Source organism: Actinacidiphila glaucinigra (assembly GCF_900188405.1).
Taxonomy (GTDB): Bacteria; Actinomycetota; Actinomycetes; order Streptomycetales; family Streptomycetaceae; genus Actinacidiphila; species Actinacidiphila glaucinigra.
In genome coordinates, this window is sequence record NZ_FZOF01000053.1 from 1 (window position 1) to 22730 (window position 22730).

The window sequence follows — 22730 nt, forward strand, 5'->3', positions numbered from 1 at the left end:
GCCGCCCACGCGGCCACCACCTGCTCCACCGGGGTCTGGGTCGCGTCGTACTACGCGAACACCACCTTCAAGGGCACCCCGAAGAAGACCACCTGCGACACCTCGATCAACGAGAACTACGGCACCGGCGACCCCACCGGCGTCACCCTGCCGAAAGACAACTTCGGCGTCCGCTGGAACCTCACCCGCGACTTCGGCTCCGGCGGCCCCTTCACCTTCACCGCCGCCACCCGCGACGGCATCCGCGTCTACCTCGACGGCACCCGCAAGATCGACCTCTGGAAAGACGTCACCACCACCCGCACCAAAACCCTCAACCTCACCATCCCCAAGGGCAAACACACCCTCCGCGTCGACTACGCCGCCTTCAAGGGCAGCGCCAACGTCAAGTTCACCTACACACCCCGCACGACCGCATCCGTGGACAAGACCAAGCCGCTGGCACCCACCGGCCTCAAGGGTGGCGTCGGCTGCACGACCTGCCTGACGGTTCGGATCACTTGGACGAAGAGCGCCGAGATGGACCTCGTCGGCTACCGGGTCTACCGCCGCCCGACCGGCACATCGTCCTGGACCGCGGTCAGCGGCAGCGCCCCGGTCACCGCCACGGCGCGCAGCGACACCCCTCCTGCCAGGAACGGCGAGCTCTACGACTACGCCGTGACAGCCGTGGACAAGGCGGGCAACGCGTCTGCCATGTCGGTGCTGTCGCGGGTCGTGTCAGGGGACGTCACCGCCCCGGCGACTCCCACCGGGGTCACCGCCACGGGCGAGGACGCGGGTGTCACCGTCACCTGGCAACCGGTGCCCGGCGCGGTGCGGTACACCGTGAAACGCGCATTGGACCACCAGAAGGAAACACACCTCGGCACTTCCGCGTCGACGACGTTCCTCGACACCAAAGTGCCCAGAACCGAGCGGTGGACGTACTACGTCGCCGCCGTGGACGCGGCGGGCAACACCTCCGGGTACACCCTGAACGCTGACGCCCCGACGGCCGTCCGTCCACTGGCCGCACCCATCACGGTCACCGCGACACCCACGGTGGGCGGGGCCGATCTGACGTGGTTCGTCCCGGCCGACGGCGGCAACTACTTCGACTTCGAAGTGCACCACTCCACGTCGCTCCCCGTGGACACCTCGGGCACCCCCGCCCGGTGCTACATCACACGCACCCGCCTGGCCGACGGCCGGATGCAGTACGCGTGCAGCAACTCCGGGCTCCCCAAGGGTGCGACGTACCACTACACGATCACCGGGGTAGACCAGGCGGGGCGTCGCTCCGCACCGTCCTCGCCCGTCACGGTCACCACGCTGACCAGGGACTTCGTCCCGCCCGCCGCCGTCACGGGCCTGGCCTCATCGGCCACGGAGTACGGCGTCCTGCTGGAATGGGACATGAACCGCGAGCCGGACATGGACGAGTACGTGGTCTACCGCGGGAAGATGGTGGCCGACGGCGACCACCAGGTCTGTTCCGGTGAGGTGTTCGCGGAACGGAACTGGGACCGCCCGGGCCTCATCGACGACCAACTGCCCGACGGCGAGGAGATCTGCTACTTCGTCGACGCCGTCGACCGGTACGGCAACTCCAGCTACGAGTCGACCGGCAGAGCCGTCACAGTCTCGGTCACCGAGCCCGACCTCAGGCCGACCGTCGACACCCCCTCCGGATCCCCGGTTCAGCTCAACGCGTTCGACTCCGGAACGAACGCGAGGCTGGTGTGGGGACAGGTGGTCGACGCCGTGGGTTACCGCGTCTACCGCTGGGACCGGAACACCGGCCGCTACGAGAGCCTCACCGCGGAGCCGGTCACCGCCACCGCCTGGACCGACACCGCCGCCTCCCGCGGCACCACCCACTTCTACTGGGTGCGCGCCGTGTACGCGGACGGAACGGAGTCGCTGCCCGACGGGGACTACACGATCCTGGCGCCGTGACGTCCTAGGACAACCCGAAAAAGGCGGGCCTTGCGATTATCGCAAGGCCCGCCTTACTCTGTAGGCATGGACCCGCATGTCATCACACGCGTACGCACCGTGGTGGACGCGGCCGCGATGACCAAGGCCGCGTTCGCCCGGTCGGTCGGGCTCACGCCCGACAAGCTGTCGAAGTCGCTGAGCGGGGTGCGCCGCTTCACCTCGCTCGACCTCGCGCTGATCGCGGAGGCCGGCGGCACGACCGTGGACTGGCTGCTGACCGGCACCGAGCCGCTGCGCCCCGCGCTCGCGGCCCGTACGCGCGGCGACACCGCCGCCGACCCCGTGGGGGCACAGGAGGTCGCGGCGCGGTTCGCCGCCGCCTACGAGGTGCTGGAACTGCTGGGCCGTTCCGCGGAGTTGCCCCCCGTACCCGAGGTGGACGCGGCGGCGGACCGGTACGCGGCGCAGGGCGAGCGGCTGGCGGCCGGAGTGCTGGAGCTGCTGCCGGCGGCAGAGCTGGGCACGGACGAGCTGATCGCGGCGATGGAGGACCGCTTCGGCGTGGATGTCGCCATCACCGCGCTTCCCCAGGGTGTGGACGGCCTGGCGTGGCAGGCCGACTCGTTCCGCCTGGTCCTCCTCGCGCCCACCGACCTGTGGACACGGCAGCGCTTCACCCTGGCCCACGAGCTCTGCCACATCCTCGCCAAGGACGCGCGGAGCGTGGTCGTGGAGTCCCGGGTCGCCCCCGGCCGGCAGAAGGACCTGGCCGAGGTGAGGGCCAACGTCTTCGCCTCGCATCTGCTGATGCCCGCCCGGGAGTTGACCGAGGCCGCCGCCGCGGAGGGCGAGCTGACGGACACGTCCTTCGAGCGGCTGGTCGTACGCTTCCGGGTGTCGCCGAGCGCGCTGGCGGCCCGGCTGCACCAGCTGGGGCTGGTCGACGCCGGGCACCGCAAGCGGCTGCGCGCCCTCACCACGGAGGCCTGCCACCTGCTCGCGGGCGCAGGCGACGCCTACCAGAAGCAGGCCTCGCGGGCCTCGGCGGAGCGCTTCCCGCCCCGCGTCGCCTCGGAGTTGTACAAGGCCTACCTGGCGGGGGAGACGACCCTGCGCCCGCTCGCCGCACTGCTGGACACGGACGTGGAGCGGCTGCACGAGCTCCTCGCGCCCGAACCGCCCCCCGGCAACGGCATCGAACACCTCGAGCAACAGGACGCGGAAGAAGGGGATCCGGTCTTCCAGCCATGACCACGTGGTGGTTCCCCGACAACACCGTCCTGTGCAACTTCGCCGCCGTCGACCGGCTGCTCCTGCTGGAGAAGGTGCTGGACGGCCGCGGCCGCTGGACCCAGGCCGTGGCCTGGGAGGCCGCCCGCTCCGCGCGCTTCCTGCCACGGCTGGCCGGGCTGGGGGAGGCCGGATGGCTCGGCGAGCCCGTGGAGATCACCGACGGCGCCGAGTTGCGGGAGGTCGACCGGTTGCGCCGGGCCGTCTTCGGCGGCTCGTCCCACCAGCCGACCAAGCACCTCGGCGAGGCCGAGACATGCGTGCTGATCACCCGGCGCCGTGAGTTCCGGGGGTCGGTCTGGATCACCGACGACCGCTCGGCCCGCGACTTCGCGCGCCGGCGCGGCATCACCACCAAGGAGACCTTCGACCTGATGCGTCAGGCGTGCGCCGAGGAGTTCGTGCCTGCCGCGGAGGGCCACCGCCTGCTGGAGGCGATGGTCGCCTCGGGGCGCCATCTGCACCATGTCTCGCGCGGCCCCGCCGACCTGCTCCCCTAGGAGGTGCCGCCCGGTGAGCGGCGCCCGTTCACTCCGGCCGCTTGGGCCGCCACACCACCAGCGCGGAGGTCTGCTGGACGTCCTGGTAGGGCACCAGGTCGCGCCGGTACGAGGCGTGGACGGCGGCCTCGCGCTGCTGCATGGCCACCGCCGCGCCCTCGAGGGCCGCGGAGAGCTCGGCGACCCGCGACTGCAGGGCCGCCACCTGGTTCTCCAGTTCGATGATGCGCTTGATGCCGGCCAGGTTGATGCCCTCGTCCTGGGAGAGGCGCTGGACCTCGCGCAGGAGTTCGATGTCACGAGCCGAGTAACGGCGGCCGCGCCCGGCCGTGCGGTCGGGCGAGACCAGGCCGAGACGGTCGTACTGGCGCAGGGTCTGCGGGTGCAGCCCCGAAAGCTGGGCCGCCACCGAGATGACGTAGACGGGGGACTCGTCGGTCAGCTCGTACGGGTTGCGACCCCGTCCGCCACGCATGCCGCCGCTCGTGTTCATCGGGTCAGACTCCCTTCGCGGCCTGGAACAGCTCTGCCCGCGGGTCGGTGTCCGCGGTCGCCTCCCGGTACGCCTCAAGGGCGTCCAGCGCCTTGCCCTCGGTGGCCGCCGGGACGGCGACCTCGATCGAGACCAGCAGGTCCCCGCGGGTGCCGTCCTTGCGGACCGCGCCCTTGCCGCGGGCCCGCAGGGTGCGTCCGTTGGGCGTGCCCGGGGGCAGCTTCAGGGTCACGGGGGGACCGCCGAGCGTCGGGACCTTGATCTCCCCGCCCAGCGCCGCCTCCACAAAGGTGACGGGCACGGTGACGGTGAGGTTGTCGGCCTTGCGGCCGAACACCGGGTGCGCGTCGACGTGCACGGTGACGTAGAGATCGCCGGCCGGGCCCCCGCGCTCACCCGGCGCGCCCTTGCCGCGCAGCCGGATGCGCTGCCCGTCGGTGACACCGGCCGGGATGCGCACCTGCATGGTGCGCGCCGAACGGGCCCGGCCGCTGCCGTTGCAGACCTCGCAGGGGTCCTGCGCGATCAGGCCGCGGCCCTTGCAGTCCGTGCACGGGTCGGTGAGCGAGAAGCTGCCGCTGCCGCCGCGCGAGACCTGGCCGGTGCCGACGCAGGTCGGGCACACCCTGGGCGTGCCGTTCTTGTCGCCGGTGCCGGAGCAGGCCTTGCAGGGGGCCTGGCTGGTCATCTTCAGCGGAACGGTGGCGCCGTCCACGGCCTCGGTGAACTTCAGCGTCACCTCGGTCTCGATGTCCTGGCCGCGCCGCGGCTGGGTACGGGTGGTGGCGCCGCCGCGGTTGAACAGCCCGCCGAACACGTCCCCGAGACCGCCGCCGAAGCCGCCGCCCTGCGGAGGTGCGCCGCCGGGGCCGCCGCCGAAGAGGTCACCGAGGTCGAAGCCGAACCCGCCCGCGCCGGCCGGACCGGCGCGGAAGCCGCCGTTGCCGAAGAGGGCGCGGCCCTCGTCGTACTCCTTGCGGCGCTTGGGGTCCGACAGGACGTCGTTGGCCTCGGAGATCTCCTTGAAGCGCTCCTCGGCCTTGGCGTCACCCTTGTTGGCGTCCGGGTGGAACTCGCGGGCGAGCTTCCGGTACGCCTTCTTGATCTCCGCCTCGGTGGCGTCCTTCGGGACGCCGAGGACCTTGTAGAGATCCTTCTCGAACAAATCCCTGCTGATGCTCATCCCCGGCGTCCCTCCTTCCTCACATGACCTACGTCAGCCCTGTTCGGGGCCACCGTTCTCCTCGTCCGCCGTGTCATCGTCCTTCTGCGGGCCCTGCGTGCCGGGCTGGGGCTCGGCGACGGCCACCCGCGCGGGGCGGATGGTGCGTTCACCGATGCGATACCCGGGCTGCAGGATCTGCACGCAGGTGGTCTGCGTGACATCCGGCGAATAACTGTGCATCAGGGCCTCGTGCACCAGCGGGTCGAAGGGCTCGCCCTCCTTGCCGAACTGCTGCAGGCCCAGCTTCGCGGCCACCGTCTCCAGCGACTCGCCGACCGACTTGAAGCCGCCGACCAGCTCCTTGTGGTCCCGGGCGCGACCGATGTCGTCGAGCACCGGGAGCAACTCGGTGAGCAGGTTCGCGACCGCGATCTCGCGGACCGCGATGCGGTCCCGCTCCACCCGGCGGCGGTAGTTCTGGTACTCCGCCTGCAGCCGCTGCAGGTCCGCCGTGCGCTCACCGAGCGCCGTACGCACCTGGTCCAGCTGCGCCTGCAGGGCGACGTTGGCGTTCGCGTCCCCGGCCGGGCCCGCCGGGCCCGCCTGGTCGGCGGGTCCGGCGCCGGGCCCCGCCTCGCCGGGGGAATCCCCCGGCGAGGTGGAACCGGCCTCGGCAGAGGGGACGACAGGCTCCTCCTCGAAGCCCGGGGTCTCCTCCGTCACGCGGCACCGTCCTTCTTGTCCTCGTCGACGATCTCCGCGTCGACGACGTCGTCGTCGGCCTGGGCCCCGCCCTCGGCACCGGGGGCACCGGTCGCGCCGCCCTCCTGGGCGTTGGCGTACAGCGCCTGGCCCAGCTTCTGAGAGGTGGCGGCTACCTTCTCGGTGGCCTCGCGGATGGCGGCGGAGTCCTCGCCCTTCAGCTTCTCCTTCAGGTCCGCGACGGCCGCCTCGACCTCGGTCTTGACGTCGCCGGGAACCTTGTCCTCGTTGTCCTTGAGGAACTTCTCGGTCTGGTAGACCAGCTGCTCGGCCTGGTTGCGGGTCTCGGCGGACTCACGGCGCTTGTGGTCCTCCTCCGCGTACTGCTCGGCCTCGCGCATCATGCGGTCGATGTCGTCCTTCGGCAGCGCCGAGCCACCGGTGACCGTCATGCGCTGCTCCTTGCCGGTACCGAGGTCCTTGGCGGAGACGTGCATGATGCCGTTGGCGTCGATGTCGAAGGCGACCTCGATCTGCGGGATGCCGCGCGGGGCCGGCGGGAGACCGGTCAGCTCGAACATGCCGAGCTTCTTGTTGTACGCCGCGATCTCGCGCTCGCCCTGGTAGACCTGGATCTGCACCGACGGCTGGTTGTCCTCGGCCGTGGTGAAGATCTCCGAGCGCTTGGTCGGGATCGTGGTGTTGCGCTCGATCAGCTTGGTCATGATGCCGCCCTTGGTCTCGATGCCGAGGGACAGCGGGGTCACGTCGAGGAGCAGGACGTCCTTGACCTCGCCCTTGAGCACACCGGCCTGGAGCGCGGCGCCGATGGCGACGACCTCGTCCGGGTTGACGCCCTTGTTGGCGTCCTGACCGCCGGTCAGCTCCTTGACGAGCTCGGCGACGGCGGGCATACGGGTCGAGCCGCCGACGAGGACGACGTGGTCGATCTCGGAGAGCTGGATGCCCGCGTCCTTGATCACGTTGTGGAACGGGATCTTGCAGCGCTCCAGCAGGTCCGTGGACAGCTGCTGGAACTGGGCGCGGGTGAGCTTCTCGTCCAGGTGCAGCGGGCCCTCGGCGGACGCCGTGATGTAGGGCAGGTTGATCGAGGTCTCGGTGGACGAGGACAGCTCGATCTTCGCCTTCTCGGCGGCCTCGCGCAGACGCTGCAGCGCCATCTTGTCCTTGGACAGGTCCACGCCGTGACCCGAGGCGAACTGCTTCACCAGGTAGTCGACGATGCGCTGGTCCCAGTCGTCACCACCGAGGTGGTTGTCGCCGTTGGTGGCCTTCACCTCGACGACGCCGTCGCCGATCTCCAGCAGCGAGACGTCGAAGGTGCCGCCACCGAGGTCGAAGACGAGGATGGTCTGGTCGTCCTTGTCCAGGCCGTACGCCAGGGCGGCGGCCGTGGGCTCGTTGACGATGCGCAGGACGTTGAGACCCGCGATCTCGCCGGCCTCCTTGGTGGCCTGGCGCTCGGAGTCGTTGAAGTACGCCGGGACGGTGATGACCGCGTCGGTCACCTTCTCGCCCAGGTACGCCTCGGCGTCGCGCTTCAGCTTCTGCAGGATGAAGGCGCTCATCTGCTGCGGGTTGAAGTCCTTGCCGTCCAGGTTGATCTTCCAGTCGGTGCCCATGTGGCGCTTGACCGACCGGACGGTCCTGTCGACGTTGGTGACGGCCTGGCGCTTGGCGACCTCGCCGACGAGCACCTCGCCGTTCTTGGCGAAGGCGACGACGGACGGCGTGGTCCTGGCACCCTCGGCGTTGGTGATGACGGTGGGCTCGCCGCCTTCGAGAACGCTGACGACGGAGTTAGTCGTGCCCAGGTCGATGCCGACCGCACGTGCCATGGTGGAATCCTCCAGCTGCCTACTTGAGTGGAACTGGCTCAAGGGTGCCGCACACCTCCGATCCTGTCAACAGACCTGAGTCGTGGCGACTCAACTTATAAGCCACCCCTCCGCGCACGAACGGCCACGGCGAGCGACGACGGGCCCCGGCCGTACGCCTCCGCAGGCCCGCGAGGCCCCACCACGCGCTCCGGGAGCCGAAGGACCCGGAGAAGCCCGGGCGGTCAAGGGAAGGCACCCCTCAGCGACACAGATCACCGGCGGCGCGGCTACGCACGTGCGCCGATACTGGGTAGTCTCAGGAGAACCGAATAAGTTACTGCTTAGTATTCAGCCGGGCACCGCCCCGAGCCTCCCCTCTCGCAGGTCCGAGGAGCCACGAAATGCAACTCGCCGCGATCATCGTGTCGCTGGTACTCGCCGTGGTCGGCGTTGCGCTGTTCAGCCGCGCCATCGCCCAGATCTACCGGTTCGTACGACTCGGCCAGGACGTCCCCGCGGACACCCGCACGGACGACTGGCGGGCCCGCACCGTCACGGTGGTCCGGGAGTTCCTCGGCCACACCCGCATGAACCGCTGGGGCGTGGTCGGCGTCGCGCACTGGTTCGTCGCCATCGGCTTCTTCTCGCTCGTGCTCACCCTGGTGAACGCCTTCGGGCAGCTCTTCAAGGCCGACTGGATGCTGCCGGTCATCGGCCACTGGCTGCCGTACGAGGTGTTCGTCGAGTTCATCGGCCTGATGACCACGCTCGGCATCCTCACGCTGATCGCGATCCGCCAGCTGTCCCGGCCGGGCCGGGCGGGCCGCAAGTCCCGCTTCGCGGGCTCCAACACCGGCCAGGCCTACTTCGTCGAGTCCGTCATCCTCATCATCGGCCTCGCGATCATGACGCTGCGCGGCCTGGAGGGCGCCCTGGCGGAGGTGCACGGCTACGAGGCCGCCTACTTCGCGTCGTACCCGCTGGTCGCGGCCTTCAAGGGGCTGAGCGTCGGCACGCTGCAGAACCTCGTCTACCTGACCGCGATGATCAAGATCGGGACGTCGTTCGTCTGGATGATCGTGGTCTCGCTCAGGACCGACATGGGCGTCGCCTGGCACCGCTTCCTGGCCTTCCCCAACATCTGGTTCAAGCGGAACGCCGACGGCGCCGTGGCGCTCGGCGCCCTGCTGCCGATGGCCTCCGGCGGCAAGCCCATCGACTTCGAGGACCCGGGCGAGGACGACGTCTTCGGCGTCAGCCAGGTGGAGCAGTTCTCCTGGAAGGGCATCCTCGACTTCTCGACCTGCACCGAGTGCGGCCGCTGCCAGTCGCAGTGCCCCGCCTGGAACACCGGCAAGCCGCTCTCCCCGAAGCTGCTGATCATGTCGCTGCGCGACCACGCGCACGCCAAGGCGCCCTACCTGCTCGCGGGCGGCGGCAAGACCATGGAGGGCGAGGAGAAGGCCTCCGAGGAGCAGTTGAAGGACGTCCCCGCCGCCGCCCTCGCCGAGGCCGAGCGCCCGCTGATCGGCACCGCCGAGGAGAACGGCGTCATCGACCCGGACGTCCTGTGGTCCTGCACCACCTGCGGCGCCTGCGTCGAGCAGTGCCCGGTGGACATCGAGCACATCGACCACATCGTCGACATGCGCCGCTACCAGGTCATGATCGAGTCCTCGTTCCCGTCCGAGGCGGGCACGATGCTCAAGAACCTGGAGAAGAAGGGCAACCCCTGGGGCCTGCCCAAGAAGCAGCGGCTCGCCTGGGTCAAGGAGGTCGAGTTCGAGGTCCCCGTCGTCGGCGAGGACATCGAGGACCTCACCGACGTGGAATACCTGTACTGGGTCGGCTGCGCCGGCTCCCTGGAGGACCGCGCCAAGAAGACCACCAAGGCCTTCGCCGAGCTGCTCCACATCGCGGGCGTCAAGTTCGCGATCATGGGCGGCGAGGAGAACTGCACCGGTGACTCCGCCCGTCGCCTGGGCAACGAGTTCCTCTTCCAGCAGCTCGGCGCCGAGAACGTCGCCATGCTGAACATGGCCTTCGGCGAGGACGACGAGGACGAGAGCACCAGGAAGCCCAAGGCGCAGAAGAAGATCGTCGCCACCTGCCCGCACTGCTTCAACACCCTGGCGAACGAGTACCCGCAGCTCGGCGGCGAGTACGAGGTCATCCACCACACCCAGCTGCTGCAGCACCTGGTCGACGAGGGCAAGCTCGTCCCCGTCACCCCGGTCGAGGGCATCATCACCTACCACGACCCCTGCTACCTGGGCCGCCACAACAAGGTCTACACGCCCCCGCGCGAGATCATCGCCAAGGTGCCGGGCCTGCGGAACGAGGAGATGCACCGCCACAAGGAGCGCGGTTTCTGCTGCGGCGCCGGCGGCGCCCGCATGTGGATGGAGGAGCGGATCGGCAAGCGCATCAACAACGAGCGCGTGGACGAGGCGCTGTCCCTCAACCCGGACATCGTCTCCACCGCCTGCCCGTTCTGCCTGGTGATGCTCTCCGACTCCGTCAACGGCAGGAAGAACGAGGGCAAGGCCAAGGAGTCGCTGCAGGTCGTCGACGTCTCCCAGCTCCTGCTGGACTCCGTCAGGACCCCGCTCGACCCCGACGGCGAGCCGGAGACGGCGGACGAGCCGCAGCCGGAGCCCGCGAAGTAGCCCCTCCCGCGGACGCACGTGGGAACGCCGGTGGGCGCGTACGGATCCCGTACGCGCCCACCGGCGTTCGTGTGCCGCTCCCGCTCCCCCGCTCCCCCGGTGCCCTCAGCCGCCGATGCCGGACTGCCGCAGCAGCGCCGCGAAGGAGACGGGGTCGAACAGCTTCTGCAGGTCGGCCTGGGACACCGCCTTACCGTCGATCTTCACGTAAGGGGTGCCCGTGGCACCGCTCTTGACGAAGGCGTCCTCGGACGCGGTCACGAAGTCCGCGTGGGACTGCTTGCGCACCGCGGAGTCGAAGGCCGCCCCGCGCAGCCCCTTCACCTTGCCGGCGAGTTCCAGCAGGTACGCGTCGGTGAACCCGTCCACCTGCTCCTGCGGCTGGTTGGCGTAGAGCAGCTCGTGGTACGTCGCGAAGGCGCCGGTGCCCGCCTCCACGGACGCGCGCAGGGCGCCCGCGGCCTTCTTCGAACCGCTGCCCTTGAGGTTGTCGTCCAGGAACGAGGCCAGGGTGTACTGCAGTCTGACGTCACCGGCCTTCGCCAGCGCCGCCAGCTGGGGCCCGGCGGACGCCTCGAACGCCTTGCAGATCGGGCAGCGCGGGTCCTCGTAGATGTGGACGGTCCTCGGCGCCGCCGGGTCGCCCACCGTGATCGTCGTCCCGTCCGCCTCCAGACGCGCGGGCAGCGCGGCCAGCACGGCGGGGTCCGCCTTCACCGGCACGTCGCCGGCGGCGGAGGACGTGGCGGGGGAGCTCGCGGCGGCCGGCGCGTCCGGGGAACCGGAGTCGGTGGTCAGCAGCCCGCAGCCCGTCACCGCCAGGGCCACCAGCCCCGCGACCGCCGCGCCCGCCGCGGCTCGCGCTGAGGTGCGCGCGGTCCCGCGCGCGGCATTCCGTACGGCCCTGACAACCATCGGCACTTCCCGTCCCTTCGGATCCGTTCCGCCCCGAACGGTAGGGCTTCGCGGGCCCGCATGCCCAACCGCGCACCGGCCGTCCGGCGCTCCCACGGGAAGCCGTTCACCCCGTGTGCACCCGTACACAACCTTCCGGACGCACGAGGTGTCACACAGGCGCCTGTTCCTTACCCGATGGGAGCCGCCGTGCGTGTCCGCGTCCTCGCCCTCGCCCTCACCGCGACGGCGGCCTGTCTCGCCCTGCCCTCGCAGGCCGCCGTGGCCGCGTCGCCCGCCAAGCCGTACGACTTCAACGGCGACGGCTACCCCGACCTCGCGATCGGCGTGCCGGGCGGCACCGCGGCCGGCAAGAAGGCCGCCGGGTACGTCGCCGTGATCCCCGGGTCCGCGAGCGGCCCCCGCACCTCGGCCCGCACCACCGTCAGCCAGTCCACCGCGGGCATCCCGGGCTCCTCCGAGACCGGCGACCGCTTCGGGGCCCGGCTGACCAGCGGCGACCTCGACAGGAACGGCTACGCGGACCTGATCGTCGTCGCGTCCGGCGAGGACCGCACCGCCCTGGAGGACACCGGCCGCATCACCATCCTGTGGGGGAGCGCCTCCGGCTTCACCCGCGGCACGATCCTGCCCGGGTCGGGCGCCTACAAGGGCACGGGCTTCGCCGGCCTCGCCGCGGCCGACGTCAACGGCGACGGCAACCTCGACATCGTCACCGGCAACAGGGGCGACGAGAGCGGCGGCCTCTCCACGGCCCTCGGCCCGTTCGCCCCCGGCCGGGCACCGGCCGCCCTCACCACCGTCACCGACGACGGCATCCCCCACTTCGTCGAACGCATACGCCTCGCGGTCGGCGACCTCGACGGCGACGGCCGCACGGACGCGGCCGTCGCGTACAACGGCATCGAAGGCGGCGGCACCGCCTACCTGCGCGGCACCGCGGCCGGCCTCGTCCGGGCACCGTCCTGGTACGGCGAGACCACCGGCGAGTCCCTGGCCGCCGGCGACTTCGACGGGGACGGCCACGCTGACCTCGCCGTCGGCCTCGCGGGCTTCGGCCCCCACGACACCGAGGAGCCGTGGGTGCCCGAGCACCCGCTGCCCACCCGTACCGGCGGCATCGTCCGCGTCCTGTACGGCAGCGCCCAGGGCCCCGCCGCCACGCGGCCCCCCGTGGACCTCGACCAGAACACGGCGGGCGTCCCCGGCGGCGACGAGGCGGGCGACCGCTTCGGCCTGACCCTGGCGGCGGCGGACCTCACCGCCGACGGCCGCGCGGACCTCGCGGTCGGCGTGCCCGGCGAGGACGTCGGAGCCGTGGTCGACGCGGGCAGTGTGACCGTGCTGCTCGGCTCCCCCTCCGGCCTGGCCACCGCCGGTTCCCGGACCGTCCACCAGGACACCGCGGGCGTGCCCGGCGGCGGCGAGCGCGGCGACGGCTTCGGCGGGGCCACCGGCTGCGGGCTCCTCCTGCGCGACCTGAACCGCGACGGACGCGCCGACCTGGCCGTCGCCGCCACCGGCGAGGACGCGGGCAGCGGCCGCGTGTGGACCCTGCGCGGCACCGCCACCGGGATCACCACCACGGGTTCGGCCGCCTTCTCCGCGGCCGGTCTCGGGCTGCCCGGCCCGACCGGCGGCCTGTCCTTCGGATCGACGCTCTGCCCCTGAGGCACGGCAGCCCCACAGGTCACTCGAAAAAAGTTTCGTCCCGCACGCAACCCTCCGGGCCGGTCACCGGTCTGAGTTGTGCCAACCGCGCCCGCCATCCGGCTGAACATCCGGTGAACGAGCGCGGCGGCCCCTCTACAGAACGCGGATGCCCTCGGCATCCCCCGCATGCACAGGAGAACACCCGCATGCACAAGCGCACCCGGGTCGCCATCGCGGCCACGGCCGCCGCGGCGCTCACCAGCGGCCTCCTCGCCCTCACCGCGATCCCCGCCGCCGCCACCGGCAGCGGCGACAGGGCCGACTTCAACGGCGACGGCTACGCCGACGTCGCCTTCTCCGCCGGCAACGCCTACGTCAGCGGCCTCAAGGGCGCCGGCCAGGTCGTCGCCCTCTACGGTTCGTCGAACGGCCTCACCGCCGCCCGCCGCAGCGTCATCAGCCAGAACACCTCCGGCGTCCCCGGCGGCGCCGAGAAGGGCGACAGCTTCGGCTGGATGACCGCCATCGGCGACTTCAACAGCGACGGCTTCAGCGACCTGGCCGTCGCCGCCTCCTCCGAGGACCTCGGCAGCGACGTCGACGGCGGCATGGTCACCATCCTGTGGGGCTCGGCGAAGGGCCTCACCGGCGGCACCACCCTCGCCGACCCCGCGCCCAGCAGCCACGACCGCTGGGGCCGCTCCCTCGCCGCGGCCGACTTCGACGGCGACGGCAAGGACGACCTCGCCGTGGGTTCGTCGGCCAGCACCGTCTACGTCTACAAGGGCGGCATCACCAAGAGCGGCACCTCCGGCGGCCGCTACACGGTCAAGCCCCCGATCCAGTCCGGCGGCGGCACCGGACCGCTCAACCTCACCGCGGGCGAGGTCAACGGCGACGGCCGCACCGACCTGATCGTCGACGGCTACGAGACCACCGGCGAATGGGGCTGGAACGCCAACTACTACATCCCGGGCTCCGCCTCCGGCCTCGTCGCCTCGCGCGCCGTCAAGCTCCAGGGCGGCCTCATCACCGGCATCGGCGACGTCAACGGCGACAGCTTCGGCGACATCGTCATCGGCGTCAGCTGGGACCCGGGCACGAGCGGCGAGCCCAGCGTCCCCGGCTCCGTCAAGGGCGGCAAGGTCAAGGTCGTCTACGGCACCTCCACCGGCCCCGGCACCTCCACGTCCATCACCCAGGACAGCGGCAACATCCCCGGCGGCTCCGAGAAGGGCGACGCCTTCGGCGCCGAGCTGCACCTCGGCGACATCAACGGCGACGGCTTCCAGGACCTCGCCATCGGCTCCGCGGGCGAGGACCTGAACGGCGTCGTCGACGCCGGCTCGGTCACCCTCCTCTACGGCTCGCCGGCCGGGCTCAACACCACGTCCGGCTACCAGTACTTCACCCAGAACACCGCGGGCGTCCCCGGCGCGGACGAGAAGTACGACCAGTTCGGCGGTGAGCTCCACCTCGACGACGTCAACGGCGACGGCAAGGCCGACCTGACCGTCACCACCTACGGCGAGAACGGCGGCAACGGCGGGATCACCGCCCTGCGCTCCAACGGCACCAAGATCAGCACCAGCGGAGCCCTGGCGATCGCCCCCAGCACCGTGGGCGTCTCCACCTCCGGCAGCCCCCTGTTCGGCGCCAACTTCGGCAACTGAACCCCCTCGGCGGCCCGCCTCCCCACCAGGGAGGCGGGCCGCCCTGCGCGAAGGAACGAAACCCGTGCACAGCCCCCGCCTCGCCGCGGCCGCCGCGCTCCTGCTCGCCGGCGGTCTCGTCCCCCTCACCGCCACCGCGCCCCAGGCGTACGCCGCCCCCGCCCGGTACTCCGACGACTTCAACGGCGACGGCTACCGCGACGTCGTCGCCACCGCAGACGGCGCCTACGTCGGCGGCCGCGCCGGCGCCGGGGCCGTCGTCGTCCTCTACGGATCCGCCAAGGGCCTGTCCGCCGGCCGTCGGACCGTCGTCACACAGAACTCCGCCGGCGTCCCCGGCACGGCCGAGAAGAACGACGGCTTCGGGGCCGCGGTGGCCTCCGGCGACCTCAACGGCGACGGCTACGCCGACCTCGTCGTCGGAAGCCCCCGCGAGGACATCGGCAGCGACACCGACGGCGGCTCCGTGACCGTCGTCTGGGGCGGCCGCTCCGGCCTGTCCGGAGCCACCACGGTCGCCGACCCGGCACCCACGGCGCACGACCGGTTCGGAAGGGCGCTCGCCGTCGCGGACTTCAGCGGCGACGGCAGGCCCGACCTGGCGGTCGGCAGCGCGGGCACCGACGTCTGGGTCCTGCAGGGCGGCTTCACCAGGACCTCCACGGCCGCCGCGACCCGGTACGCGCTGAAGGTTCCCCTCCGCAAGGACGGCGTCCCGCCCATCACCCTGGCCTCCGGCGACCTCGACGGCGACGGCGTCGCCGACCTCGTCGTCAACGGCACCGGTACCACCAGCGGATGGCCCACCACGGTCACGTACCGCGGTGCCGCCTCCGGGCTCACCCGTACCGCCACCCTGGTCGGCGGCGACTCCGTGGCAACCGGCGACCTCAACGGCGACGGCTGCGACGACCTCGTCGTCGGCGACGCCACCGCCCTCAACGACGGCCTCGGCGGCGGAGCGGTCCGCATCCACCGCGGCGGCCCCGCGGGCGTCTCCGCGGAGCCCTCCCAGACCGTCCACCAGGGCACCCCGGGGATCCCCGGCGCGGACGAGTACGGGGACTACCTCGGGGGGTCCGTGGCCACCGGCGACGTCGACGGCGACGGACGCGCCGACCTGGCCGTCGGCGTCAGCGACGAGAAGATCGGCAAGGCCGCCGCGGCCGGTACCGTCCTCGTCCTGCGCGGTGCGCCGGGCGGGGTCATGACCTCGGGCGTGCTCTCCCTCAACCAGGGCACCCTCGGCGTCCCCGGCTCCAACGAGGCCGTCGACCGCTTCGGCTGGGCCGTCCTCCTCAAGGACGTCGACGGCGACCGGCACGCCGACCTCACCGTCGCCGCCCCCGGCGAGAACAGCGGCAACGGCGCCCTGTGGCAGCTGCGCGGGGCCTCCGGCGGCATCAGCACCTCCAAGGTGGGCACCTTCGGCCCCACCTCCCTCGGCGTCTCCACCAGCGGTGCCCCTTACCTGGGCAACGTCCTGCGCTGATCCCTGATCCCGGGCTGATCCGGGCCTGATTCGGGCCTGATCCGGGGTCTGATCCTCCGCGTCCGCGCGGACGTGGAATCTGTCACAGCTTGGCAGCAAAGCCCCTCCGGGGGCGGGGGGCACCGTCCTCCGTCCCCGGGACCGGGTACGTTCGAAGCGTGGCTGGATTCAGGAACGGACGCGGACGGGACGGGGACGTGCAGCACCCGCATCAGCAGTACGGCGGCAACCCGCAGCAGAACACCTCGCCGGGCGGGCAGCAGCCCCACCACGGCTTCGCGCCGGCCGCCGAGGGTGAGCCCGAGTACTTCGGCTCCGCGGCGTCGACGCCGACGTACGACAACAACCCCGGGCACACCCGCGCCTTCTCCATCGGCGACGCGCCCGACGAGGCCTACGACCCCTACGAACCGCAGTCCCCGCAACCGGACCAGGTGTCCACCTACCGCGCGGGCCACACCACGGCGCCCCCGGCCGGCCCCCGGCTCCGCTGGAAGCCGCTGCTGAGCGGGATCGTCATGCGCCCGTCCGCCACCTTCTGGCAGATGCGCGACTACCAGGTGTGGGGCCCCGCCCTCATCGTCACCTTCCTCTACGGGCTGCTCGCCGTCTTCGGCTTCGACAGCGCCCGGGAGGACGTGCTCGACGCCACGCTCTCCAACAGCGTCCCGTGGGTGATCTGCACGGCCATCGCCGTCATCCTCTGCGGCCTGGTGCTCGGCGCCGTCACCAACACCCTCGCCCGCCAGCTCGGCGGCGACGGCGCCTGGGCACCCACCGTCGGCCTGGCGATGCTCATCACCTCGCTGACGGACGCCCCGCGGCTGGCCTTCGCCGTCTTCCTGGGCAGCGCCAACAGCTTCGTCCAGTTCCTCGGCTGGGCCACCTGGATCGGCTGCGCCGCCCTGCTGACCTCCATGGTCTCCAAGTCCCACGACCTGCCGTGGCCCAAGGCCCTGGGTGCGGCGTCGATCCAGCTGATCGCGCTGCTGGTGCTCTTCAAGCTGCCGGTGATCTGAGGCCGCCCGCCGCGCCCCTCCGGCGCGCGCGACACGGAACACACGTAAGGGGCGCCACTCCTGGAGTGGCGCCCCTTACCCATGCGGTGACGGCGCCTCTCAGGACGCCCCAGCGGTCCTCTGCTTGACGAGGTCGGCCGGTCCGCGGCGTATCCGCATGCCGAGGCCCGGTGGAGCGGCCTGAGCGGGGGACGGCCGTCGGAGTGGTTCTCGCCGGGGTGCGACCGGGCCTGACCCGTGAAATGGGCAGGTGGGACGGGCCGGCCGCGCTGATGGGGAGGCGGGAAGGACCGGCATGTGGCCTGCTGTACGAGTTGAGTGATTCTTCTGTTGCGGAGGGTGCACGTCGATGGAACCTGAGCTGTTCGTTCGTCGCCACAAGCAGCGTGCGAGGGCCGGCCGGGCCCGCGGTCTGCTGCTGCCCATGCTCGCCTTGGCGACCGCGGGATTCTTCACCACCGCCGGCCGGCCGTCCGCTGTCGTCCCCGCCGCCTATCCGCAGACCCCCATATCAGGCACCCCGACCTGTGCGGGCGTGCCCGCAACGATCGTCGGGACGAACCGCGACGACCACATCATGGGCACTGCGGGCAACGATGTGATCGTTGTCCTGCGCGGGAACGACCGCGTCGACGGCCTCGGCGGCAACGACCTCATCTGCGGTGACGGCGGCAACGACTTCCTCTCCGGCAATACCGGAAGCGACATCGTCTTCGGCGGCGACGGCCGCGACAGCCTGGACGGCGGCGTGGGCAACGACACGCTCAACGGCGGAAGGGGCAACGACGCTCTCTCCGGTGGCGACGGCAACGACACCGTCAACGGCGAGGCGGGCGACGACAGCCTCTACGGCGGCGCCAACAGCGACGACCTCAACGGCGGCGACGGCGATGACGCCCTCAACGGCAGCGCCGGTATCGACGACCTCGACGGCGGCGCCGGAGACGACAGCCTCTACGGCGGTGACGGCGACGACACCCTGCAAGGCGGCGTCGGCCAGGCGGGGATCCACGGCGCCGGCGACGGCCACAACGGCCCGAACGGTAGCGGCAATGACCACCTCTTCGGCGGCAACGGCAACGACCGCGTCTTCGGCGGCGACGGCAACGACGCGCTTTTCGGCAACCCGGGCAACGACAGCCTCAAGGGCGAGGCCGGCGACGACGACCTCTTCGGCGGCGAAGCCGACGACAACCTCGACGGCGGCACCGGCTCCAACACCAATGACGGCGGATCCGGCAACAACACCTGCACCAACCCCGCCACCGGGCCCGGCTGTCCGATGTGACGGGGTTCCCGACCCGGGGATGCGAGGGCCACCGCGTCAGGTCCGGTTACCGATGACCATGGCCCTTGCCTCCGCCGGTCAGGCGTCGAAGACCTGACCCTCGCGGCGGACGACGGGACCGTCGACGCTCCAGGGGAAGTTGATCCACTCGTCGGTGCGCTTCCAGACGTACTCGCACTTCACGAGCGACTGCGCCTTCTCGTAGATCACCGCGCTGCGCACCTCGGCGACGTGTTCCGCGCAGAAGTCCCGGACGAGCTTGAGCGTCTTGCCCGTGTCGGCGACGTCGTCCGCGATCAGGACCTTCTTGTCCGAGAAGTCGATCACGTTCGGCACCGGGGCCAGCATCACCGGCATGTCCAGCGTCGTCCCGACCCCGGTGTAGAACTCCACGTTCACCAGGTGGATGTTCTTGCAGTCCAGCGCGTACGCCAGACCGCCCGCCACGAACACCCCGCCGCGGGCGATCGAGAGCACAATGTCCGGTGCGAATCCGTCGTCGGCGATCGTCCGCGCCAGGTCCCGCACCGCCTGCCCGAAGGCCTCGTACGTCAGGTTCTCCCGCGCCGGCCCGGCCATGCGCTCAGACCTGCGTCCGGTGGAAGTTGAGGTAGGAGCGCGACGGCGTCGGCCCCCGCTGCCCCTGGTACCGCGAGCCGTACTTGTCCGAGCCGTACGGGAACTCCGCCGCCGAGGTCAGGCGGAACAGGCACAACTGCCCGATCTTCATGCCCGGCCAGAGCTTGATCGGCAGCGTGGCGACGTTCGACAGCTCAAGCGTCACGTGGCCGGAGAAACCGGGGTCGATGAAGCCCGCGGTCGAGTGCGTCAGCAGCCCCAGCCGGCCGAGGCTCGACTTGCCCTCCAGACGCGAGGCGATGTCGTCCGGAAGGGAGATCACCTCGTACGTCGAGGCCAGCACGAACTCCCCGGGGTGGAGGATGAACGCGTCGTTCTCCTCTGGCTCCACCAGCCGCGTCAGGTCCGGCTGCTCGACGGCCGGGTCGATGTGCGGGTACCGGTGGTTCTCGAACACCCGGAAGAAGCGGTCCAGCCGGACGTCGATGCTCGACGGCTGCACCATCGACGGCTCGTACGGGTCGATCCTGACCCGTCCGTTGTCGATCTCGGTCCGGATGTCCTTGTCAGAGAGAAGCACGCAAGCAGGTTACGCGGGGACAGGGCTCCGGGCCGAATCGAGCCGACCCGGCCCGGGGCCCCCGCGTCACGTCCGACCTGCGCGTCCGGACCTCCGCGGGCTACTTCCCGATGTCAGCCGCCACAGGGACGGCACTGCGCAGCCGCGCACACCGTGGACACCTGATCAACCGCCCGGGGCCGATTCTTCCGGCGCCCAGGTTCTGCATCGGGAACGTAGCGGTGCTGAAAACGTGCCCTTCGGCACAACGAACGACGGTGCGATCCATCGCTCCCCTTCTCCCCGGTACCTCAACGACGAAAGCCACATTAGGGGATGAACCCACCCCTGCCTCACGCGGCACTCCGCCCACTAGGGCACCTCGGGTCCCCCTCACCGTACGCCCCCCGCACCTCCCGGCGCACACCTTTCCGAAGCAACACGAAGGCCCCGGGCGGCATGCGCCCGGGGCCTGACATGGGGTACAGTGTGCGAGGTCAGAAGCCTCAACAGGCGTCTTACGCGGGTGTAGTTTAATGGTAGAACATGAGCTTCCCAAGCTCAGAGCGCGAGTTCGATTCTCGTCACCCGCTCCAGCAGAAAGCCCCAGGCGAGCAGCCCGGGGCTTCTTTGTTGTCCGGACCGGGTCAAGCGTCTCGTGCCAGATCCGTGCCAGATGCCGTGTCGTCTGCTGCCGCACACCGCTCGCGGACCAGGCGATCCAGACCGTAGGCGGCGAGGTAAAGCATTTACCGCCGGCGCGGGCCGGGTGCCCGAGCGGGAGCGTCGACCTGGCCGACCGTGGCGACGGGCCTTTTTCGGCCGCAGACCCTTCCCGGCGCCCCCAGGCAACCCGCTGTGGCTGGGGCGGTCGGCTGCACGGCTTGACACAGCCGCCATGGGGCGAGCCTCGAAGATCGGGGCTACGCCGACCTCGGCAGGGGTATGCCAGCATGCCCGCATGAACGTCGAAAGCCCAGACCACATCGGCCGCTGCCACGTCTCCCTTCAAGTGGGCGGAACAGGTTCCGGCAAACCTGTGTTGGAGACCCTTCCGGCCAGGGCTGTCGGTCCGGGGCTGTTCGAACTCGCGGGCAGTCCGGGGTTGGTCGAAGGCTGCGCAGCTGGTGACCTGCTGAAGATCGATGGCGAGGGACTGTTCCAGGTTGAGCGGCGAGGCCCGAACCTTTGCATCCAAGCCTTTGGCGAGCCGGCCTTCGACGCTGGCTCCTTGGAAGCCCTGACCAAGGGATTTGCGCCGTTGAACGGCCTGGTCGAGGCTCCTGCCGATCGCCGGTTCATCGTGGTGACGGTGCCCGCTTCTGCCGGATTCCCTGCCGTCGAAGCAGTGATGGACGCTTGGTCCGCCTCAGTGAGCGGGGAGCTCGAATGGGGATTCAGCAACGTATTCGGTGCTGACGGAGAACCACTCAACTGGTGGCAGCCGGCGTAGTAGGCGGGACTGGGCCGTCCGAGGCGGGCCGGCGTTGACAGCCAACCACGACGTCGGCACAGGTCAGAAAGCGGGAGCGTTGCTCTGACCTCAGCCGGAGGCCCGGCGCACGCTTCTCGTCACTCGGGCTGCCAGCGAGGGGCCTCGTCGTCAGGAGTGTCGGGGCTGGTGAAGTGGAAGGGAACCGACAGGTGGGCAGCCAGGGTTCTGCCGGCCCTCTCGGCGACTGCCGCCGACGGGTGCCGTCGGCCGGATGCTCCGTCCTCGCCAGATACCGTTCGGCCGTGGAGCGGTAGACGGTGGCCATCACGTGCTCCTCCCTGGGGCCAGCTGTGATCGCCAGCAGGACCACGAACCAGTCGTGGACCGTGTCGCCGTCCCAGATCGCCTCGATCGCGACGATCCGGCCGGGGCACCCCGCAGCACGGTAGGCCAAGGACTCTGGGTCGAGAGGGCTTTCCGGGGTGCGGGCGATCCGCTCCCCGTAGTGGAGGTAGCGGTCGCTGACAAGCAGCTGAGCGGTACCAACCCCTATGCCATGGGTGACGAGGCCGACGTCAACGACGGCCTTCACCGCGCTGAGGAAGGAGTCCTGAAGGACATAGCCGTCGATCTGATTGCGGATGCCAGTCGGCAGGCTCTCCCACCACACAGTCCTGGCAGCCTTGTGCATAGCCATCCGCGGCCCCGTTTCCCCCTCCGGCCCTCATGGCAGGGGCTCGGGCCACTGTACCCAGGCGGCCAAAGAGAGTGGCCGACCACATCTACTACCTGCCCGGCCTCGGGGACGAGGCCATCCACGACTGTGTGCGGATGCACGAGCACTTCCACGAATTCGTCCTCATCGGCCGTGCAACCCGGCGGATGACGCTTCTCGTCGCAGCGGAAGACTGAGCCGGCGCAGGCACCACGAGGGACGGCTGAGAGCTCGGAAACGGGTCAGCCGCGTCGCGGCATGAGTGACCGTGCCGTGGGACGATGTCGGCTTTGCGACCGCGTCCTCACAGGTATCCCCACCTCATCAAGGCATCCCGCATCACTCACGCTCCGCCGTCCGCCGCCTCATGCCTGCGCCCGCCCGGAGCCTCCGCACACGGCCCTAGTAGCGTGCGACGACGAAGCCTCCGATCATGAAGGCGAACACCAGCAGGATTCCCACGGTCACGGCGGCGACCAAGAGGCACCCCACACCGGCGGTCACCGCCATTCCGCTCCGCGCGATGCGGTTGCCCTGCTCGACGGCGGCCTCGTACTCGCCATCGCTGTCCCAGTTGTCGATACTCATGGGGCACCTCCGGCCGTACGGTATCGCGCCCTTCCTAAAGGCGACATCCGCAGGGTGCCGGCTCGAACGGTGGACGCCGTCGACGCCGGGCCCCTCACGGCCATCAGGCAAGGGCGACCGCGGACGATCCACCCGGAGGGGGCCCCGGCGGGTCGGGCTTCCGTCGGCTGACGTCTTGTCAGGATGGCGCCGTGGACATTCCCGGGATCGCGGCCCCGCTCGTGCCCGCGG

The 22730-nt window shown here is 70.8% G+C and carries 20 protein-coding genes and 1 tRNA gene; 12 read left to right on the plus strand and 9 right to left on the minus strand.

Annotated features, from left to right (window positions below):
* The 3 genes from CHF15_RS42440 to CHF15_RS42450 all read left to right on the plus strand — a co-directional run.
* The coding region (locus CHF15_RS42440) for a PA14 domain-containing protein (RefSeq protein WP_089229304.1) at positions 1 to 1941 on the plus strand (1941 nt) is incomplete at its 5' end.
* A gap of 66 nt (positions 1942 to 2007) precedes the next feature.
* Complete coding sequence (locus tag CHF15_RS42445) at positions 2008 to 3174, plus strand: ImmA/IrrE family metallo-endopeptidase (protein ID WP_245939353.1); 1167 nt, start codon at positions 2008 to 2010, stop codon at positions 3172 to 3174.
* Positions 3171 to 3713 (plus strand): hypothetical protein, encoded by a 543-nt coding sequence (locus CHF15_RS42450; protein ID WP_089229305.1) that lies wholly within the window; start codon positions 3171 to 3173, stop codon positions 3711 to 3713. The genes CHF15_RS42445 and CHF15_RS42450 overlap by 4 nt, the downstream gene beginning before the upstream one ends.
* Positions 3714 to 3741: 28 nt before the next feature.
* On the opposite strand, the gene CHF15_RS42455 is transcribed toward CHF15_RS42450, so the two are convergent.
* Genes CHF15_RS42455 through dnaK form a run of 4 tightly spaced genes read right to left on the minus strand, consistent with a single transcriptional unit; the run spans position 3742 to position 7932 of the window.
* On the minus strand, positions 3742 to 4206 hold the full coding sequence (locus CHF15_RS42455; protein WP_018558354.1) for a heat shock protein transcriptional repressor HspR: 465 nt from the start codon (positions 4204 to 4206) through the stop codon (positions 3742 to 3744).
* A gap of 4 nt (positions 4207 to 4210) precedes the next feature.
* Complete coding sequence (gene dnaJ, locus CHF15_RS42460; protein ID WP_089229306.1) at positions 4211 to 5389, minus strand: molecular chaperone DnaJ; 1179 nt, start codon at positions 5387 to 5389, stop codon at positions 4211 to 4213.
* A gap of 33 nt (positions 5390 to 5422) precedes the next feature.
* Positions 5423 to 6094: a nucleotide exchange factor GrpE gene (gene grpE, locus CHF15_RS42465; protein ID WP_089229307.1), complete on the minus strand. Its 672-nt coding sequence runs from the start codon at positions 6092 to 6094 to the stop codon at positions 5423 to 5425.
* On the minus strand, positions 6091 to 7932 hold the full coding sequence (gene dnaK / locus CHF15_RS42470; RefSeq protein WP_089229308.1) for a molecular chaperone DnaK: 1842 nt from the start codon (positions 7930 to 7932) through the stop codon (positions 6091 to 6093). Before dnaK ends, grpE begins: the two co-directional genes overlap by 4 nt.
* Positions 7933 to 8315: 383 nt before the next feature.
* On the opposite strand from dnaK, the gene CHF15_RS42475 reads away from it, so the two are divergent.
* Complete coding sequence (locus tag CHF15_RS42475; protein ID WP_089229309.1) at positions 8316 to 10583, plus strand: (Fe-S)-binding protein; 2268 nt, start codon at positions 8316 to 8318, stop codon at positions 10581 to 10583.
* Between the two features lie 105 nt (positions 10584 to 10688).
* Here CHF15_RS42475 and CHF15_RS42480 read toward each other — a convergent pair whose 3' ends face one another.
* Positions 10689 to 11498, minus strand: a complete 810-nt coding sequence (locus CHF15_RS42480) for a thioredoxin domain-containing protein (RefSeq protein ID WP_089229310.1) — start codon at positions 11496 to 11498, stop codon at positions 10689 to 10691.
* Between the two features lie 189 nt (positions 11499 to 11687).
* On the opposite strand from CHF15_RS42480, the gene CHF15_RS42485 reads away from it, so the two are divergent.
* The 5 genes from CHF15_RS42485 (at position 11688) to CHF15_RS42505 (ending at position 18623) form a co-directional block, all read left to right on the plus strand.
* On the plus strand, positions 11688 to 13169 hold the full coding sequence (locus CHF15_RS42485) for an FG-GAP-like repeat-containing protein (RefSeq protein ID WP_179280240.1): 1482 nt from the start codon (positions 11688 to 11690) through the stop codon (positions 13167 to 13169).
* A 188-nt stretch (positions 13170 to 13357) separates the two neighbouring features.
* Positions 13358 to 14824: an FG-GAP and VCBS repeat-containing protein gene (locus CHF15_RS42490; protein WP_089229312.1), complete on the plus strand. Its 1467-nt coding sequence runs from the start codon at positions 13358 to 13360 to the stop codon at positions 14822 to 14824.
* Positions 14825 to 14888: 64 nt separating this feature from the next.
* The gene (locus tag CHF15_RS42495; protein WP_089229313.1) at positions 14889 to 16316 is read left to right on the plus strand and encodes an FG-GAP-like repeat-containing protein; all 1428 of its coding nucleotides are present in this window, start codon (positions 14889 to 14891) and stop codon (positions 16314 to 16316) included.
* A gap of 158 nt (positions 16317 to 16474) precedes the next feature.
* Entirely contained in the window at positions 16475 to 17335 is an 861-nt protein-coding gene (locus CHF15_RS42500) for a YIP1 family protein (protein WP_375816514.1), read from the plus strand.
* 349 nt (positions 17336 to 17684) lie between these two features.
* Complete coding sequence (locus CHF15_RS42505; protein ID WP_089229315.1) at positions 17685 to 18623, plus strand: calcium-binding protein; 939 nt, start codon at positions 17685 to 17687, stop codon at positions 18621 to 18623.
* A 78-nt stretch (positions 18624 to 18701) separates the two neighbouring features.
* On the opposite strand, the gene CHF15_RS42510 is transcribed toward CHF15_RS42505, so the two are convergent.
* Both CHF15_RS42510 and dcd read right to left on the minus strand, forming a co-directional pair.
* Positions 18702 to 19202, minus strand: coding sequence for a phosphoribosyltransferase (locus CHF15_RS42510; RefSeq protein WP_089229316.1), 501 nt, complete (start codon positions 19200 to 19202; stop codon positions 18702 to 18704).
* A gap of 4 nt (positions 19203 to 19206) precedes the next feature.
* Positions 19207 to 19782, minus strand: a complete 576-nt coding sequence (gene dcd / locus CHF15_RS42515; protein WP_089229317.1) for a dCTP deaminase — start codon at positions 19780 to 19782, stop codon at positions 19207 to 19209.
* A gap of 501 nt (positions 19783 to 20283) precedes the next feature.
* Between dcd and CHF15_RS42520 the strand changes: the two genes are divergently transcribed.
* Positions 20284 to 20357 (plus strand) — tRNA-Gly (locus CHF15_RS42520).
* Between the two features lie 365 nt (positions 20358 to 20722).
* On the plus strand, positions 20723 to 21214 hold the full coding sequence (locus CHF15_RS42525; protein WP_179280241.1) for a DUF4265 domain-containing protein: 492 nt from the start codon (positions 20723 to 20725) through the stop codon (positions 21212 to 21214).
* Here CHF15_RS42525 and CHF15_RS42530 read toward each other — a convergent pair.
* The gene (locus CHF15_RS42530) at positions 21192 to 21893 is read right to left on the minus strand and encodes a hypothetical protein (RefSeq protein WP_245939354.1); all 702 of its coding nucleotides are present in this window, start codon (positions 21891 to 21893) and stop codon (positions 21192 to 21194) included. The genes CHF15_RS42525 and CHF15_RS42530 overlap by 23 nt on opposite strands.
* Positions 21894 to 21964: 71 nt before the next feature.
* Between CHF15_RS42530 and CHF15_RS45365 the strand changes: the two genes are divergently transcribed.
* Entirely contained in the window at positions 21965 to 22108 is a 144-nt protein-coding gene (locus CHF15_RS45365) for a hypothetical protein (RefSeq protein WP_179280242.1), read from the plus strand.
* A gap of 205 nt (positions 22109 to 22313) precedes the next feature.
* Here the strand turns inward: CHF15_RS45365 and CHF15_RS42535 are convergent, their stop codons facing one another.
* On the minus strand, positions 22314 to 22499 hold the full coding sequence (locus tag CHF15_RS42535; protein ID WP_089229319.1) for a hypothetical protein: 186 nt from the start codon (positions 22497 to 22499) through the stop codon (positions 22314 to 22316).
* Positions 22500 to 22730: the final 231 nt, after the last annotated feature.